The organism is Streptomyces sparsus (genome assembly GCF_054776295.1).
This window is the reverse complement of sequence record NZ_BAAHCA010001588.1, coordinates 1-663: the sequence shown is the minus strand read 5'-3', so window position 1 is coordinate 663 and position 663 is coordinate 1. Positions and strand designations below refer to the sequence as shown.

1 pseudogene is annotated in these 663 nt (G+C 75.6%); it reads left to right on the top strand.

From position 1 onward, the window contains the following. Nucleotides 1-663: pseudogene (locus tag ACYVE9_RS29770) on the top strand (cellulose-binding protein); the annotation flags it as partial.

Genomic DNA, 663 nt, shown 5'->3' with positions numbered 1-663 from the left:
GAGCCCGGCCGCTGGGACGACGTGGTGCCGGTCGGCGAGTCGATGCCGTTCCCCGGCGCACGAGCAGGCGGCCGAGCTGCGCTCGACGGCCGGCGCCGAGGCCGCGCAGGTCCGGGACGAGGCACGGGAGAAGCTGGCCGAGGCCGAACGGCGGTGCGCGGAGCTGCTCGCCGAGCAGGAACGCGGGCACAAGGCCGCACTTGACGCTCAGGAACGCGAACAGGCCGCAGCTGAAGCCGAGTCGGGCGAACGTGTCGCCGCGCTGGAACAGGCGGGCGAGACGGCCAGGTCGGAGTCGAAGCAGGCGTGGACGCAGGCCGACGAGGCGGCGCGGCAGCAGGTGGAGCAGGCCGAGGAGCAGGCCGAGGAGTTGCGGCGCGAGGCGCGGGTGCACGCGGACCGGGTGGAGCGGGAGACCGAGCGGGTGCTGCGTGAGCACTCCGAGCGCCAGGAGGAGCTGCGGGCGCACCTGCACCACGTCCGCGCCAGCCTCGCCGCCCTGACCGGCCGTGGCCACGAGCAGTTCCCGTCCGACGAACAGGACCCGTCCGACGAACAGGACCGGTCCGACGAACAGGCCGCCGACCACCCCGAACCCGCGGAGGCCGACCTCGCCGACGCGCCCTCCGCCGAGCCCGCCGGTGATCGCCCGCGTGCGGACGG